Below are 14,581 nucleotides of genomic sequence, written 5' to 3'. Positions count from 1 at the left end.
TTTTAGTGGTAATTTTTATTGTTTTCAATATTTTTCTTGGTAAAGCATGACCCTGTACCCGGCTTTCAGATGCACCTTGACGGTTCGCATCTTTTTGGCGATGTACTGGCTCGTGCCTTGTATCAGCCCCTTGCCCAAGTCGGAGGCGAGCTGCGCCCCGGCATTGGTGGAGATGTTGATGCTGCTTCCCAGCGAGCCGCCCATGTTGGCGGCGACCTCCCGGACGGCGTTCATCTCCATCGAGTTCGGGATGAAGATGCCGGGCTGTCCGTCCGTGTCATAGACCGCAAGCTCCACGGGGATAATCGTGCCGTCGTATTCCAGCGAGGTAATCTCGATGTCGAGCCGCTCACCCTGTATCTTGCCCGTGCCGACCACCACCGCACCCCGGGGTATTGTCCTGCCTGCCACCGCCATAGGCTCCAGCAGGCGCAGCCTTACCGTCTGCCCGTCCGTCACGCTCTGCGCCCCATGCACGCACGCCGGTATGGTGTTCCTGTCCAATACCTCCGCCGTGCCGACAGCCGTGTTGAAACCCCGGTTGCGTTCCTGCGATAAGGCGGCGACAAACTCCGCGTTACTCATAGGCTGTGAGAGTGAAGAAACTACTTGATGCTCCACCTGTCTGATAGGCATTGCCTTGTTCTTCTTCCCTTTCTGCACGGTAGTTGGCTCTGCCCTCTGTTCCGCCGATGGCTGTCCTCCGTTCTGACCGCCCATGTACTTTGCCGCCAGCTCGTAGGACTTCTCCATAAGAGCCACCTGCTCGTCCATAGAGGAAGCCTTGCCCCTCTCGCTTTCCAGTTCCGACTCCAGCGATGCGATGCGCTCCAACAATTCGTCCATCTCCGCATTGTCGTTTTTCGGCTGGTCGTAGAAGTTTCCGAGCGTGGCGTTCAGGTCACGGTAGGCGGCTGCGGAGGACTGGATGGTCTGCGGCGTGGCTGGCTTTGCCCTTTCTTCCTTGCCGCCCGGATTGGCGAGGTCGAAGTCCACTCCGTTCTCCGTTCCCGCTATCTCGCGGTCGAACATGTCGCCCAGCTGCCCGATGGCACGGTTGCGGCTCTCCTGACGCTCTTCCATCTCCCCATGCTCGTAGGCTTTCAGCTTGTCGCCGATAATCTGCCGGTTCGCCTTGTCAGCGTCGGGCATCTCGGTGTTGTATCCGTCCGTTCCCGGCGGTTGCTCCTTGCCGGAGGACGGGGCGAATATCAGCCACATCGCCCCGATGAACACCAACACCATAGCGGGCAGCACGATCATCTTCTGCCGTTTCAGCCGTTGCGCCTCTGTCAGCGGTTCGCGCTCCTTTTTCGGTTTCCCCGTTTCGGGAGCAGCTTTGTTCTCTTTCGTCGGTTCATTCTTTGTCTGTTCCATATAAATAAGGTGTTAAGTGATTGCCTGTTTCCGCCGGGGTCGGCAGTTCCACCCGTCCGGCGTGTCCCGTTTCCATATGTGAGCCGTCGTTCCTGCCGATGTCATAGACGGCTCTGCCGAAGGTGTAAAGGGCAAGCACCGCGAAGGCGGCGAACATCCCCAGCACGATGCGGCGGCGTGTTTCCGGCGGCAAGCCGTCCAGATACCCTTTGAGACTTGCCGCCAAGCGTTTCCGTTTGTCGTGGAGTTTCCAATACATGCCCCACATTGATTTTCTGATACTTTTCATGTCCTGTTACCGTTTGATAGTCTGTAAATCCTTGTTCTCAATGATGGTGAAACCCTCGATGGTAAAACCGTTCGGGTTGTCATCCGACCGCGATGCGTTCAGCAGGCGGCAGGTGGTCACGAGGCTGCGCTCGGTGACGTTGCTCTGCCGGATGATTTTCTGTGTGGCGTAGGTCACGGCACGGTAGGGATAGGCGTTGAAGTCGCACACCACGCTGTCCACCTTCAGCACTTGGTTGATGTTCCCGGCGATGATGCGGTTGTAGTACCCCTTCTCCGCGAAGTCCGAATAATAGTGGTACACGCTCTTGTCCGCCAGCAGCAAGGCACGTTTCACGTTGTGTTCAATCGCGCTTTTTTCAGGTGATAGCGTGAAGAACATCTCGTGGAAACGGCGCACATGTTCCCGTGCCTCCGCCGGGCGGTTCTGCGACAAATCCTGAGACAAGGCGAGCATCAGGCTCTTGCCGTTGTCCAGCACATAGATTTTCTCCCGTTGCTTCTCTGCGAAACGGTAGGAGTTCCACACGCTCCACACCGTCACCACGGCGCACAGCGAGAGGAAGACGATACCGAACAGGCGTATCTGCCTGAACGACGATTCGATGTTTCTAAGTGATTTGAATTCCATTTATATTTTCCAATTTATGATTGCACATTGATTATTTCAGCAATTTGCCGACACGTCCGACTGCGTTTCCTGCGGCTGCACCCGCCACGCTGCCCGCCATGCTTCCGGCTCGTCCCGCCATCTGGTTCACGTTGCGACCGTAACCGCCCATGCCTCCGGCTTGGATAATCCAGCCCGCAACGGTGGGAATGGTAAAGTAGCCGATGATGCCGATGCAGAGGAATACGATATACACCCCGTCGCTCGAATCCAGCGAGAAGTTCGGGTCTGCCTGCATCCGCTCGATGTCGTTTTGCAGCATCAGAACCTGTATCTTCGCCAGTATGGTGCTGAACATGTCCGATACCGGTAGCCACAGATAGACCTGTATATAGCGGCATATCCACTGCGTGAGCGTGTTTTGGAAACCGTCCCATACCGACAGGGCGAAGGCTATCGGACCGAGAATCGCCAGCACCACGAGAAAGAAGGTGCGGACGGTGTCTATCACGAGGGCGGCGGCTTGGAACAGCAGTTCGAGTATCTCGCGGAAGAAGTCGCGGATGCTCTTCTTCATGTTGTACATTCCCCGGTCGATATACATTCCCGCCATCGTCACCATGTCGGAGGGCGACCAGCCGAGTTCCTCCAGTTGCTTGTCAAATTCCTCGTTGGACACGAGGTAGGCGGTTTCGGGGTTGCGTACCATCGCCTCGTATTCCAGTTTGTCCTTCTGCTCCCGGTATCGGTTCATGTCCAGCGTTTCCGCCTCCAGCATCTTTGCCGTGCCCTGTACGACGGGTGAGAGGATGCTGTTTATCGTGCCCAGCACCACAGTCGGGAAGAACATGATGCACAGACCGATGGCAAAAGGACGGAGCATCGGGAATACGTCTATCGGTTCAGCTCTCGCCAGCGACTGCCATACCCGGTAGGCGACGTAGAACAGCGCACCCAGCCCGGCGATGCCTTTCGCCACACCAGCCATGTCCCCACACAGCGGCATCATCTGCTCATAAAGTGAACGTAAAATCTGATGAAGGTTGTCGAACTTCATAGGCTACCAGTATCTTTCGTTCATGTTCCCGTACAGCCCCATGATGCGGTCGAGGTCGTTCTTCTTTTTCGCACGCAGGTAACTCACGGAGATGTTCTTGTTCGTGTAGTAGCTCACGAGGTTGCGGTAACGCTTCATCTTCGAGTGGCAGCGTTCCACCACGTCCATGCGCTCCTTGTCGGTCATGGAGAGCGTGGTGATGTTCACCACGTTCCTGAGTTCCGTCAACACTTCGTTGCTTTCCTCCAGCAGTTTCGTGTAGCCGAAAGCGATTGCGGAAAGCTCTTCGGGTCTGAAATTCCCGTCACGGAGCATCCGTTGGAAACTGTTCACATAGATGTCTGTGATGTCGCCCACCATCAGGATGGTCTGCTGCACCTTGCGGGCGTCCTTGACCAGATTGTTCACCGATTTGAGGGCATCGTAATACTTCTTGCCCTGCTGATAGATTTTCACCGTCTCCTGAAAGTTGCTCACCATGTTCGTGGCGGTCTTGGAGGTATGGATGATGTTTTTGGAGGCATTGATGATGCCCTGCGCTAGATTGCCCGGATCGCTTACGACCCACTGTGCGCTTGCCCTGCCCGCGAAAAGCAGGCACAGGCAGATAATCATTGTTATTCTTGTTCTCATGTTACTTTGGATTTTAGTGGTTGTTATTCTTCGGTCGGATGTCCCGGCTGCGGCTTCACCCGCACATAGTCCCCGTTTGGCGAGAAAGTCAGCACATCCGTGGCCTCGTTGTAGGACACGTCGATGCGGAAGCCGGTGTTCATGAACAGGTTGCCGTTCTCCTCCTGCAAGAGATAGGTTTCCGGCTTGAGCTTGCGGCGCAGACCGCTACGACGGAACACCGTCACTTTGTAGGCTTCGCCCTCCTTGTAGATAAGCACGTCAGGTTTTCCCTCCACGCTCTCCCAGTTCCCGCACAGCATGTCGCGGCGGTTGTCGGCCACGTCGCAGGATTGCAGCATCATGACCGCCAATCCGATAAGGCACTTGCTGACTTGCAGCATTTTCACTTTTGGTAAATTCATACGCGTTTTTCTTTTTTGGTTGATACATTCTGTTTTTTAGTTATTCCTTGTTTCTCCGCCTTTCGGCAAGCTGCCGGATGGCGGCTTCGATGTCGTCGCCCAGCTTCTCCGCCAGACGGTAAACCTCCACTTTTTCCGTTTCCTCGGTGGTGTACGCCAGATACTCTTCCGCGCTGACCTCCGTGGCATAGACCGCCGACTGCGTGCCGCCCAAGCCTATCCACACCTCCTTGTAGAGCCGTGAAGGGTTGTTCGCCATGTTGATGGAGAGTATCTGCGACTTCTCCTTTTCCGTCAGTCCGAGCAACGCCTGTATCTGGTCGAACTTGTTCATATATTTCCTTTGGTCAAGCAGGATTTTACAATCCGAGTTGTTGATAATGCTCTCTTTGACCACCGGAGAACTGATAATGTCGTCCACCTCCTGCGTCACCACGATTGCCTCGCCGTAATATTTTCTGACCGTCTTATACATATAGCGCAGATATTCAGCCATGTTCGCCGATGAGAGGGCCTTCCAAGCCTCTTCCACGATAAGCTGTTTCCGCACGCCTTTCAGCCGCCGCATCTTGTTGATGAAGGCTTCCATGATGATGATGGTCACGACGGGGAACAGTTCGCGGTTTTCTTTAATCGAATCTATCTCGAAGACGATGAACCGCTTGCCGAGCAGGTCGATGTTCTCCGTGGAGTTGAGCAGGAAATCGTAACGCCCGCCCCGGTAATACTGCCGCATGGTGGTGAGCATGTTGTCGATGTTGAAGTCGGACTTCTCCACCTTGATGTCACGCTGTGCCAGTTCCTTGCGGTAGTCGTCACGCATATACTCGTAGAAGGTGTTGAACGACGGCACGATGCTACGGTCGGATTGGATGCGCTCAATATAGGCACTCACGGCACTGCCCAGCTCGCCGCTCTCCGTCTTTGTCACCTTGTCGTCCTCCGACTTCCAGAGCGTCAGCAACAGGGTCTTGATGCTGTCCTTCTTCTCCACGTCGAAGATGTAATCGTCGGTGTAGAACGGGTTGAAGCTGATGGGCTTATCTTCCGTGTAGGTGAAATACACACCGTCCGCTCCGCCTGTCTTGCGTCGGATCATGCCGCACAAGCCCTGATAGGAGTTTCCCGTGTCCACCAATACCACATGTGCGCCTTGCTCATAATATTGGCGCACGAGGTGGTTCATGAAGAAAGACTTGCCGCTGCCCGAAGGACCCAGCACGAACTTGTTGCGGTTGGTCGTGATACCTCGCTTCATGGGCAGGTCGGAGATGTCAAGGTGCAGCGGTTTTCCCGTGAGCCTGTCCACCATCTTGATGCCGAAGGGCGAGAGCGAGCTGCGGTAGTTGGTTTCCTCTGTGAACAGGCACACCGCCTGTTCGATGAAGGTGTGGAAACTCTCTTCCGCCGGGAAGTCCGCCGCATTGCCGGGTATCGCCGCCCAGTAGAGTGTCGGGCAGTCGATGGTGTTGTGGCGCGGCACGCATTCCATGCTTGCCAACTGGCTGCCCACGTCGTTCTTGATATGCTTCAGTTCCTCCGCATCGTCGCTCCACGCCATGACGTTGAAGTGTGCCCGTACCGAGGTCAGTCCGTAGGAATGGGCTTCGTTCAGGTATTGGTCTATCCACTCGCGGTTGATGCTGTTGCTCCTTGAATAGCGAGATAGCGACTGCATGTTACGGGCGGACTTCTCGAACTTCTGCAAGGTTTCCTCACTGTTGTCTATCAGCACATACTGGTTGTAGATATGGTTGCAGGAGAGCAGAAGCCCCACCGGGGAGGCGAATGACAGTCGGCAGTCACTCCGGTCGGTGGAGAGCTTCTCGTAACGGGTGTCGGTAGCCACCTTGCCCGGCAGGTCTTCCGCGTCGGAGAGGGTGTGCAGACACAGGCGGTTGTCGCCGATGCGCATCTCCCTTGCCGAAAGCTCGATGTCCTGCAAGGTGGTGTCACCTTCCGGCATGAGCGAGAAGTAGCGTTCAATAAGTCCCGTCTTTCCCTCAGTACCCACAATCTCATCGGTGGAGAGGCGGCGCAGCCTGACAAGCCCGCTGTCGTTCATGATGCGCTCGAACTGTTCGCAGGCTTCCAAGAACTTGGTCGTGGTTTCCCTGTCCAGCTCCTTCGGGATGATATGTCCCCGGCACAGCGTGCTGAAATTGCTCTGCATCCGGTTACGCTCCTTTGTTGTCTTGGTCAGGTAGAGGTAGCAGGTGTGTTTCAGGTACGGACGCTCGTTGAAGTGACGCTCGAAAGAGCGGCTTAAAAAGCTCATGTCGTCCTTCTGAAGCTCCGGTTTGTAGCGTTCCTTGATGAACCAGTCCTGTTTGTGGACGACGGAGTAGTCCGGCAGCACCTTGATAGCCTTGCACCAGCAACTGTGTATCGCCTCGTACTCCGCACCCGTCACGGTGTAAAGTTCCGGTAGTTCCACCTCGAAAGCCACCGTGATGTCGGCGTCCTTTGAGATGATGCAGCCATGCTCCACCGCTAAAAGTGGGAACCTGTTTTCCAGTGTTGTCATTTTCGATGTATTCCTCATTGTCTTTCTTCCTTTCGTTGTCGTTTGAACAGACGGGTTATCCGCCGCCGGTTGATAAGGTATCGGGGATGGCTCCGTGCCGCTCCTAATTTCATCAGCCCGTGTTCACCGTACCGGGCGTTCAGCGCGAAGGTCTGCCATACAAGGAGGGAGGACGATGCCGCGCCGAAGCCGATACATATCCACTGGTCGATACCGACCATGTAGAGGATGACGAACAGGACGAAGAGAGCCAGCAGACCTCCGCAGAAGATGAAGAGGTACTGTGCCTTCAAGCCCTTGAACTCTACCGGACGGCCGATACCCTTGTTGATTGGGTATTCAGCCATACATTATTTATTAAAGGAAGAATGAGCGCAGGATGGTGGCGGCAACAATCAGGAAGATGCACGCGCCGAACCACGAGGCGGCTGTCTTGCTGGTGTCGGGGTCGCCCGATGAAAACTTGCCGTACACTTTTACGCCCCCGATAAGCCCGACGACTGCACCGATGGCGTATATCAGTTTAGTTCCGGGGTCGAAATAAGAACTCACCATAGAGGTGGCTTCGTTGATGCCCGCGATGCCGTTTCCCTGCGCGAAAGCGGAGGCGGTTGCGGCGATGACAAGTGCCGCGGAGAGGATTGCTTTTCTGTTTTTCAAGATGTTCTTGTTCATAAACTGTTCTTGTTTTTTGCCGTCAAAAGGGTGGATGGTCCTTTGTCGGGCGGTTGATACTTTGTTTCTTTACTTTGGTTTTAGTGGATGCCCGTTTGTTTCCACGGACGTGGGCGTGTCCGTTGCGGATGGGGATGCGCCTTGCGTTTCCTCGCCGCGTGGGTTGATGTCATTCTTTCATGTTCATTTCTTTTATTGTTGTCATACATAGTTGCGAATGTCGAACTCCTCGATGTTGTCCGGCACGACGAACTCCTTTTCAGATTTCTTCAGCCGAATCTCGATAAGCCCCTTGATGCGGATGCCTATCTCCGAAGAGCCTTCCATCATTTTCTCGTACAACTCCGTGCCCTCCATGTCGGTGAACACCTTAGCCGCCTTTTCACGTTCCGCCTGTGTCGCGTCCGGGTTTTTGGCGGTCTTGCAGGCGTCGTCAATCTCGTCAAAGCTGCTGCCCGAAGCCCGTGGCGTGTCCGAGGCGTCCTCTTCCGGTTCGTCGTCCCCGTATCCCAGTTCCTCCGGCGGTATGCTCGTGAAGGTCTCATCGAGTTTTTCCTCCGGGACTTGTGCCGGGCGGGATGCGTTTCCCGTTTTTCCGTCGTCAAAAGTAGCCTCTTCCTCCGACAGCTCAATGCCTTTTTCAATAGTGGCGGCTTCTTGCGTCGGTATGGCAGCGGTTGTCCGGGTGGATGCCATCCTGAAACGGCTCTTGCCGATGATGTCCGCCTTTTCCGCAGGGACTTCCTCGTGTGCCGCTATGCGTTTAGCCTCATTCCCGTCCAGTGACCGCCATAATCCGACAATGCCCTTGAAGAAGCGGACAATCCGCGTGTCCATGATGCGCTCGTAAAGGAGCAGGAACAGGAACCAGAGGTTGCAGCCGACCGATACCGCCAGCAGAATGTCTGTCATGCTGATTGTGTAATTCATATCCTTCCGTTTTTGGTTAGAATACTGAATTGTAATTTCGGGCATAAAGGCTCTTTATCGCATCTTCGCACTGGTTGAAGTGGTGCGTCAGCACATGGTCGATGTAAGCGGACAGCGTAAGCCGGTCATGCCCGATTACACGGGTGATACGCATGATACGCTCGTGGTACTCCGGGCGCACATACGCCATCTTCCCCTCACGTGCCTTTACTTCCGGGTCGCGGATGAACAGGCGTTCATAGTCCTTCTCACTGCATTTGCCGCTTACCGGGACAGGCGACAGTATTTCCACACTCGCCTGCACTTGGGTAAACATACCTCCGCAGTCTTGCTGTGGTCTTTTTTCATTCGGTGTCATTTCTTTTTCCATTTTCAAATCAGATCTTCACGTTGTTTCTTGTACAGTTCGTTGATTCTCTCCTTGTGCTGTTCCAGATGCTGGCGCAGCACGGTATCCACATATCCGCCTACTGAGATTTCCCCTCCGGCGATGTCGTTCACGATTCTGAGGATCTTGCCGTGGACGTCACGGCTGATATAGACACATTGGCGGGTCTTTATCTCGTTGCGGCGCAGGAATAGCTCGTTGTAGTCCTCGTCCTGCCTTTTCCGGCGTCCACTTTCCCTCTGCGCTTTTTCCCGTGTTACGGGTTGCACAGGAGATGGTTCCGGTGCGGCGGTGTCCTCTTCGGTCGGTGCAGCTGCGGGTACTTCCTGTGCGGGGCGCAGTGTCCCGTCCTGTGTGCGCCGCCCGATGGAGGCTAACAGCAGTTCCTCGTCGATGCCTTCCGTGTTCACTTTCCTGCTGCCCATGCTCACTGCGGTCTGATGATGTCGCTTATCTCTTCGGAAAACTCCCGGATGCCACTCCCTTTCAGCAGTGCCGTGTCCATCGGGAAGATGGTGGAGCGGAAAACGCTCTTGCGCTCTTCCGAAAGGTCACGGCGGAACTTCTTGCTGTCGGGCAAGCGGGTGGAAAGTACCGGAAAGCCCATTTCGGCTATCACTTCCTCGTAGATGCCGTACAAGTCGTTCCTCTCCCTGCCGTCCACCATCGTCCAGAACAGATGCAGCCCCTTTGTTTTCGCCTGTCCGGTAGTCATCAGCCTGTCGCGGAACATCGTGACGAATTTCAGGGTACTCTCCACGACAAAGCGGTCGGCACTCAGCGGAGTGAAAATGTAGTCCATCTGCGAGAGCGTCTTTATCACGCCGTTGCTTCGGAGTGTGCCGGGCATGTCGAAGAACACCACGTCGGGTTTCACGTCCTCAGTGGCAATCATCCTCTCGGCATCGTCGAGGGCGTTCACCGCATTGCTTTTGACGATGGTGTAGGCGTTCTTTTTGATCCGGCGGAAATGGTCGCAAGCGAGAGCCTTGAAGTAGGTGCTGCTGTCGATAAGCCCCATTTCGTGTTCGCGCAGCCCGTGGATGCTGTGCTGCGGGTCGTCGCAGTCCACGACGGCGACATTGTAGCCTTTCACGTTGTGCAGGTAGCTGGCGGCAAGTGCCGTGACAGTGGATTTGCCGATGCCACCTTTCTGTGTTGCGAATGCAACGAAGATTTCCTTACTCATAGTTCCATTTATTTTAATTGTTGATGATTTGTTTTTCTGTTTCCATACGGATTTGGCTGTCGCACCATCCGCTTCCGTGACTACACACGCAGGCGGGTCGTCGCGTATCCGGTTCTGTGGTGAAGCGGTGCGTCGGACAAATGGTGATTGACGACATTGCGTCATGAAGTCATTGAATCCATACGTCACCGAATTGTCGGAGAACCGGGTTTCCGACGGTTCGGGTATCCGTTTCGGCAAGTATCCGAAGAAGCGGATTTCCGGGTATTTGAATGTTCCGTTTATCATATCTTCAAATCGTTCGTTTCTTGAATCATGCTGCAAATAAACAAGTATATTTTGGAACCTGTATCACTTCTCCGGCAAGTGGCGGCACGTTGCGCCGGTTGGCAGTCATTGACCGGGTCAAGCATCTGTCCGATACCGCTTTAAGGGCGTAACTTTGCACCCGGACAGCAGGGTTCGCCGATGACGCGCGGCCCGGAGTCCTGAAAGGTATTTTCCCAATCCGTCCCCTGACGGATTTTTATGTTCACCTGAACATAGCAAGATGTCTTTTCAGCCGCTCAAAATATTTTGAGCAGCCACGAAAAGCACTTGCCCTTGCAGGGGGCGGGCTTTCCCTCCGAAGTCGGGAAGCCTTTCAGAACTGCGGTGCTGTAATCCGAAGCGGCGGCTTATGCCGTCAATCCGCTAAATCCAAAGTAATATGAAAGAGAAAAGGAAAAGCAAATCAGGGAGAAATCCCAAACTTGATCCGGCGGTGTACCGGTACACCGTCCGTTTCAACGAGGAGGAACACAACCGTTTCCTCGCCATGTTCGGAAAATCGGGTGTCTATGCACGGTCTGTTTTCCTCAAAGCGCACTTCTTCGGGCAACCGTTCAAGGTGCTGAAGGTGGACAAGACGTTGGTGGACTATTACACCAAACTGTCGGATTTTCATGCACAATTCCGTGCCGTGGGTACGAATTACAACCAAGTCGTGAAGGAACTGAGGCTGCATTTTTCAGAGAAAAAGGCGATGGCGTTGCTCTACAAATTAGAGCAACACACCGTCGAACTCGTGAAACTGAGCCGCCGGATTGTGGAACTTTCAAGGGAAATGGAGGCAAAATGGTCGCAAAAATCAGTGTAGGAAGTTCGTTGTACGGCGCGATTGCCTACAACGGGGAGAAGATTAACGAGGCGCAGGGGCGGCTTCTCACCACCAACCGCATCTACAATGACGGTTCGGGAACGGTGGACATAGGCAAGGCGATGGAGGGTTTTCTCACCTTCCTGCCACCGCAGATGAAGATCGAGAAGCCGGTGGTGCATATCTCTCTCAACCCGCACCCGGAGGATGTGCTGACCGATATTGAGTTGCAGAATATCGCCCGCGAGTATCTGGAAAAACTCGGTTTCGGAAACCAGCCTTATCTTGTATTCAAGCACGAGGACATCGACCGCCACCACCTGCACATCGTGACGGTCAACGTGGACGAGAACGGGAAAAGGCTCAACCGGGATTTTCTCTACCGCCGCAGCGACCGTATCCGCAGGGAACTGGAACAGAAGTACGGATTGCATCCGGCAGAACGTAAAAATCAGAGATTGGATAATCCGTTGCGCAAGGTGGCCGCATCGGCAGGTGATGTGAAGAAGCAGGTAGGCAACACCGTGAAGGCTCTGAATGGGCAGTACCGTTTCCAGACGATGGGCGAATACCGTGCGCTCCTTTCCTTATATAATATGACGGTGGAGGAAGCGAGGGGCAACGTGCGCGGACGGGAGTATCACGGGCTGGTCTATTCCGTCACGGACGACAAGGGTAACAAGGTGGGCAACCCGTTCAAATCCTCGCTTTTCGGGAAGTCCGCAGGCTATGAAGCCGTACAGAAGAAGTTTGTCCGTTCCAAATCGGAAATCAAGGATAGGAAACTGGCAGACATGACGAAACGCACCGTCCTTTCCGTGCTGCAAGGCACTTATGACAAGGACAAATTTGTATCCCAACTCAAAGAGAAGGGCATCGACACCGTACTGCGCTACACAGAGGAAGGGCGCATCTATGGGGCTACCTTCATCGACCACCGCACGGGATGCGTGCTGAACGGTTCGCGCATGGGTAAGGAGCTTTCGGCGAATGCCTTGCAGGAACACTTCACCCTGCCATACGCCGGACAACCGCCGATACCGCTATCCATCCCTGTGGATGCTGCGGACAAGGCACACGGGCAGACCGCCTACGACAGTGAAGATATATCGGGCGGTATGGGCTTGCTCACTCCCGAAGGTCCGGCGGTAGATGCCGAGGAAGAGGCTTTCATCCGGGCGATGAAGCGCAAAAAGAAGAAAAAACGCAAGGGCTTGGGTATGTAATCAGAGTATCAACAATTAAAAAATCAATGTATGTCACAACAAGAAGACGATTTGAGGGCATTGGCGAAAATCATGGATTTTCTGCGTGCCGTGAGTATCATTTTAGTGGTCATGAACGTGTACTGGTTCTGCTACGAAGCCATCCGGCTGTGGGGCGTGAACATCGGCGTGGTGGACAAAATCCTTCTGAACTTCGACCGCACGGCGGGGCTGTTCCATTCCATTCTCTACACGAAGCTGTTTTCCGTCCTTTTGCTTGCCTTGTCCTGTCTGGGTACGAAGGGTGTCAAGGGTGAGAAAATCACTTGGGGGAGAATCTGGACAGCATTTGCCGTCGGGTTCGTGCTGTTTTTCCTGAACTGGTGGTTGCTGCCCCTGCCGCTGCCGCTTGAAGCGGTGACGGGACTGTATGTCCTTACCATTGGAACGGGCTATGTCTGCCTGTTGATGGGTGGTCTGTGGATGAGCCGCCTGTTGAAACACAATTTGATGGAGGATGTTTTCAACAACGAGAACGAGAGTTTCATGCAGGAAACGAGGCTTATCGAAAGCGAGTATTCGGTCAATCTGCCGACACGTTTCTATTACAGGAAACGCTGGAACAACGGTTGGATCAATGTAGTTAATCCCTTCCGTGCGTCCATCGTGTTGGGTACGCCGGGCAGCGGCAAGTCCTATGCCGTGGTAAACAATTTTATCAAGCAACAGATTGAAAAGGGCTTTAGTCAATACATCTACGATTTCAAGTATCCCGACCTATCTACTATTGCCTACAACCATTTGCTGAACCACCCGGACGGCTACAAGGTAAAGCCGAAGTTCTATGTGATCAACTTCGACGACCCGCGACGCTCTCATCGGTGCAATCCCATTCACCCGGATTTTATGGAAGATATTACGGATGCCTATGAGAGTGCCTACACAATAATGCTCAACCTCAATAAAACGTGGGTGCAAAAGCAGGGCGACTTCTTCGTGGAGTCACCTATCATTCTGTTTGCCAGTATTATCTGGTATCTCAAAATCTATCAGAACGGGAAGTTTTGCACGTTTCCCCATGCTATCGAGTTTCTGAACCGCCGTTACGAGGATATATTTCCGATACTGACCTCTTATCCGGAGCTGGAGAACTACCTTTCGCCGTTCATGGATGCGTGGCTTGGAGGGGCTGCGGAGCAGCTCATGGGTCAGATAGCGTCGGCAAAAATCCCGCTTTCGAGGATGATTTCACCGCAGCTCTACTGGGTGATGTCAGACAGCGAGTTTACGCTGGACATCAACAATCCCGAAGAGCCGAAAATCCTCTGCGTGGGTAACAATCCCGACCGTCAGAATATCTACGGTGCGGCACTCGGTCTGTATAATTCCCGTATCGTGAAGCTCATCAACAAGAAGGGGATGCTGAAGTCATCGGTCATCATCGACGAGTTGCCCACAATATACTTCAAAGGGTTGGACAATCTTATAGCTACCGCCCGAAGCAACAAGGTTGCCGTGTGTCTGGGCTTTCAGGATTTCAGCCAGTTAGTGCGTGACTACGGGGACAAAGAGGCGAAAGTGGTGATGAACACTGTCGGCAATATTTTCTCCGGTCAGGTGGTGGGGGAAACAGCCAAGACGCTCTCCGAGCGGTTCGGTAAGGTGTTGCAGAAACGGCAGTCCATCTCCATCAACCGGCAGGATGTTTCCACCTCCATCAACACGCAGATGGACGCGCTCATTCCACCGAGTAAGATTTCCGGGCTTACGCAGGGAATGTTTGTCGGTTCTGTATCCGACAACTTCAACGAGCGTATCGAGCAGAAGATTTTTCATTGCGAGATTGTGGTGGATGCCGAAAAGGTGAAACGGGAAGAAAGTGCCTACAAGAAAATTCCCGTCATTACAAACTTCACGGACGAGGACGGCAACGACCGCATGAAGGAAACGGTGCAGGCGAACTACCGGCGCATCAAGGAAGAGGTGAAGCAGATTGTGCAGGAGGAACTGGAGCGTATCAAAAACGATCCGGTGCTGTGTAAACTGCTACCAGATAATGAGACTGTCTAACAAGTCCCCAAAATTGAAAATTATCCCTATCGAAGTTTGAAGTGACCCCCAAAAGTTGGATACAATTTTTTTGGGGGGCACTTCAGTTCT

At 53.8% G+C, this 14,581-nt stretch carries 16 protein-coding genes; 3 read left to right on the top strand and 13 right to left on the bottom strand.

The features are described 5' to 3' along the window. Positions 1-24: 24 nt before the first annotated feature. The 13 genes from traM to ABUA47_RS04380 all read right to left on the bottom strand — a co-directional run bounded on the left by traM (position 25) and on the right by ABUA47_RS04380 (position 10,366). The gene (gene traM / locus ABUA47_RS04440) at positions 25-1,377 is read right to left on the bottom strand and encodes a conjugative transposon protein TraM (RefSeq protein ID WP_004291521.1); all 1,353 of its coding nucleotides are present in this window, start codon (positions 1,375-1,377) and stop codon (positions 25-27) included. Then, the gene (locus tag ABUA47_RS04435) at positions 1,358-1,666 is read right to left on the bottom strand and encodes a TraL conjugative transposon family protein (RefSeq protein ID WP_004291520.1); all 309 of its coding nucleotides are present in this window, start codon (positions 1,664-1,666) and stop codon (positions 1,358-1,360) included. Before ABUA47_RS04435 ends, traM begins: the two co-directional genes overlap by 20 nt. A 6-nt stretch (positions 1,667-1,672) precedes the next feature. Further along, positions 1,673-2,296, bottom strand: coding sequence for a conjugative transposon protein TraK (gene traK, locus ABUA47_RS04430; RefSeq protein WP_004291519.1), 624 nt, complete (start codon positions 2,294-2,296; stop codon positions 1,673-1,675). A gap of 31 nt (positions 2,297-2,327) precedes the next feature. Continuing rightward, positions 2,328-3,332 (bottom strand): conjugative transposon protein TraJ, encoded by a 1,005-nt coding sequence (traJ, locus tag ABUA47_RS04425; protein ID WP_004291518.1) that lies wholly within the window; start codon positions 3,330-3,332, stop codon positions 2,328-2,330. A 3-nt stretch (positions 3,333-3,335) separates the two neighbouring features. Continuing rightward, on the bottom strand, positions 3,336-3,965 hold the full coding sequence (locus tag ABUA47_RS04420; protein ID WP_004304283.1) for a DUF4141 domain-containing protein: 630 nt from the start codon (positions 3,963-3,965) through the stop codon (positions 3,336-3,338). 23 nt (positions 3,966-3,988) lie between these two features. Further along, positions 3,989-4,369, bottom strand: a complete 381-nt coding sequence (locus ABUA47_RS04415; RefSeq protein WP_004291516.1) for a DUF3876 domain-containing protein — start codon at positions 4,367-4,369, stop codon at positions 3,989-3,991. Between the two features lie 40 nt (positions 4,370-4,409). Beyond that, the gene (locus ABUA47_RS04410; protein WP_004291515.1) at positions 4,410-6,914 is read right to left on the bottom strand and encodes a TraG family conjugative transposon ATPase; all 2,505 of its coding nucleotides are present in this window, start codon (positions 6,912-6,914) and stop codon (positions 4,410-4,412) included. After that, entirely contained in the window at positions 6,911-7,243 is a 333-nt protein-coding gene (locus tag ABUA47_RS04405) for a DUF4133 domain-containing protein (protein ID WP_004291514.1), read from the bottom strand. Before ABUA47_RS04405 ends, ABUA47_RS04410 begins: the two co-directional genes overlap by 4 nt. A 10-nt stretch (positions 7,244-7,253) precedes the next feature. Continuing rightward, a complete protein-coding gene (locus ABUA47_RS04400; protein ID WP_002560983.1) occupies positions 7,254-7,571 on the bottom strand; it encodes a DUF4134 domain-containing protein in 318 nt (105 codons plus the stop codon). A 201-nt stretch (positions 7,572-7,772) separates the two neighbouring features. Further along, a complete protein-coding gene (locus ABUA47_RS04395; RefSeq protein ID WP_004304280.1) occupies positions 7,773-8,501 on the bottom strand; it encodes a hypothetical protein in 729 nt (242 codons plus the stop codon). Positions 8,502-8,517: 16 nt separating this feature from the next. Continuing rightward, positions 8,518-8,871, bottom strand: coding sequence for a DUF3408 domain-containing protein (locus ABUA47_RS04390; RefSeq protein ID WP_004291505.1), 354 nt, complete (start codon positions 8,869-8,871; stop codon positions 8,518-8,520). 2 nt (positions 8,872-8,873) lie between these two features. Then, positions 8,874-9,314, bottom strand: coding sequence for a DUF3408 domain-containing protein (locus tag ABUA47_RS04385; protein ID WP_004291503.1), 441 nt, complete (start codon positions 9,312-9,314; stop codon positions 8,874-8,876). Between the two features lie 2 nt (positions 9,315-9,316). Beyond that, entirely contained in the window at positions 9,317-10,366 is a 1,050-nt protein-coding gene (locus ABUA47_RS04380; protein ID WP_004291492.1) for a ParA family protein, read from the bottom strand. Positions 10,367-10,787: 421 nt separating this feature from the next. Here ABUA47_RS04380 and mobA point away from each other — a divergent pair, with 421 nt between their 5' ends. Genes mobA through mobC form a run of 3 tightly spaced genes read left to right on the top strand, consistent with a single transcriptional unit; the run spans position 10,788 to position 14,491 of the window. After that, positions 10,788-11,216 carry a conjugal transfer protein MobA gene (gene mobA / locus ABUA47_RS04375; RefSeq protein ID WP_004291488.1) on the top strand — a complete coding sequence of 143 codons (429 nt, stop codon included), beginning with the start codon at positions 10,788-10,790 and terminating at the stop codon, positions 11,214-11,216. Continuing rightward, a complete protein-coding gene (mobB, locus tag ABUA47_RS04370) occupies positions 11,195-12,442 on the top strand; it encodes a conjugal transfer protein MobB (protein ID WP_004291483.1) in 1,248 nt (415 codons plus the stop codon). The genes mobA and mobB overlap by 22 nt, the downstream gene beginning before the upstream one ends. A 30-nt stretch (positions 12,443-12,472) precedes the next feature. Next, positions 12,473-14,491 carry a conjugal transfer protein MobC gene (gene mobC, locus ABUA47_RS04365; protein ID WP_004291482.1) on the top strand — a complete coding sequence of 673 codons (2,019 nt, stop codon included), beginning with the start codon at positions 12,473-12,475 and terminating at the stop codon, positions 14,489-14,491. Positions 14,492-14,581 lie beyond the last annotated feature (90 nt).

The sequence above is a fragment of the Bacteroides sp. RTP31139st1_H2_RTP31139_211217 genome, assembly GCF_040227615.1.
GTDB lineage: Bacteria > Bacteroidota > Bacteroidia > Bacteroidales > Bacteroidaceae > Bacteroides > Bacteroides uniformis.
The sequence above is the reverse complement of the archived record's forward strand: the minus strand, read 5'-3'. Positions and strand labels throughout refer to the sequence as shown.

Excerpts from the sequence above, each read along its gene's own strand:
- mobC (WP_004291482.1), top strand. The coding sequence starts at position 12,473 with ATGTCACAACAAGAAGACGATTTGAGGGCATTGGCGAAAATCATGGAT.
- ABUA47_RS04410 (WP_004291515.1), bottom strand. The coding sequence starts at position 6,914 with ATGAGGAATACATCGAAAATGACAACACTGGAAAACAGGTTCCCACTT.
- mobA (WP_004291488.1), top strand. The coding sequence starts at position 10,788 with ATGAAAGAGAAAAGGAAAAGCAAATCAGGGAGAAATCCCAAACTTGAT.
- ABUA47_RS04400 (WP_002560983.1), bottom strand. The coding sequence starts at position 7,571 with ATGAACAAGAACATCTTGAAAAACAGAAAAGCAATCCTCTCCGCGGCA.
- ABUA47_RS04390 (WP_004291505.1), bottom strand. The coding sequence starts at position 8,871 with ATGGAAAAAGAAATGACACCGAATGAAAAAAGACCACAGCAAGACTGC.
- mobB (WP_004291483.1), top strand. The coding sequence starts at position 11,195 with ATGGTCGCAAAAATCAGTGTAGGAAGTTCGTTGTACGGCGCGATTGCC.
- ABUA47_RS04385 (WP_004291503.1), bottom strand. The coding sequence starts at position 9,314 with ATGGGCAGCAGGAAAGTGAACACGGAAGGCATCGACGAGGAACTGCTG.
- ABUA47_RS04420 (WP_004304283.1), bottom strand. The coding sequence starts at position 3,965 with ATGAGAACAAGAATAACAATGATTATCTGCCTGTGCCTGCTTTTCGCG.
- traK (WP_004291519.1), bottom strand. The coding sequence starts at position 2,296 with ATGGAATTCAAATCACTTAGAAACATCGAATCGTCGTTCAGGCAGATA.
- traJ (WP_004291518.1), bottom strand. The coding sequence starts at position 3,332 with ATGAAGTTCGACAACCTTCATCAGATTTTACGTTCACTTTATGAGCAG.
- ABUA47_RS04395 (WP_004304280.1), bottom strand. The coding sequence starts at position 8,501 with ATGAATTACACAATCAGCATGACAGACATTCTGCTGGCGGTATCGGTC.
- traM (WP_004291521.1), bottom strand. The coding sequence starts at position 1,377 with ATGGAACAGACAAAGAATGAACCGACGAAAGAGAACAAAGCTGCTCCC.
- ABUA47_RS04415 (WP_004291516.1), bottom strand. The coding sequence starts at position 4,369 with ATGAATTTACCAAAAGTGAAAATGCTGCAAGTCAGCAAGTGCCTTATC.
- ABUA47_RS04405 (WP_004291514.1), bottom strand. The coding sequence starts at position 7,243 with ATGGCTGAATACCCAATCAACAAGGGTATCGGCCGTCCGGTAGAGTTC.
- ABUA47_RS04380 (WP_004291492.1), bottom strand. The coding sequence starts at position 10,366 with ATGATAAACGGAACATTCAAATACCCGGAAATCCGCTTCTTCGGATAC.
- ABUA47_RS04435 (WP_004291520.1), bottom strand. The coding sequence starts at position 1,666 with ATGAAAAGTATCAGAAAATCAATGTGGGGCATGTATTGGAAACTCCAC.